At 31.6% G+C, this 250-nt stretch carries 1 protein-coding gene; it reads left to right on the top strand.

Annotation, left to right across the window (positions count from 1 at the left end):
- Positions 1-128 precede the first annotated feature (128 nt).
- The coding region (locus AC0L14_RS34825) for an SAV0927 family protein (RefSeq protein ID WP_473752240.1) at positions 129-250 on the top strand (122 nt) is incomplete at its 3' end.

Below are 250 nucleotides of genomic sequence, written 5' to 3'. Positions count from 1 at the left end.
GAGTTAGTTTATCTTTGTCTACAAAATACATTCCTTGTCACCTCTCGCTTATATATTATCATAATTTTGCAGTATACTTCATTTGTCGTTATACTAACTTTACTACTTTTAAAAGGAGTCGCTACAAAATGATTGATATGTATTTATATGATGACAACGAAGAGAGTCAAGTTCAGTTTGTTGGTTTTGTTGGCGAGCATAGTCGATATGATTTGATGTTAGTCCATACAAATAGACATTATGGTAAGAC

The sequence above is a fragment of the Mesorhizobium sp. WSM4841 genome (genome assembly GCF_055811515.1).
This window is presented reverse-complemented; position numbering and strand designations above follow the sequence as displayed.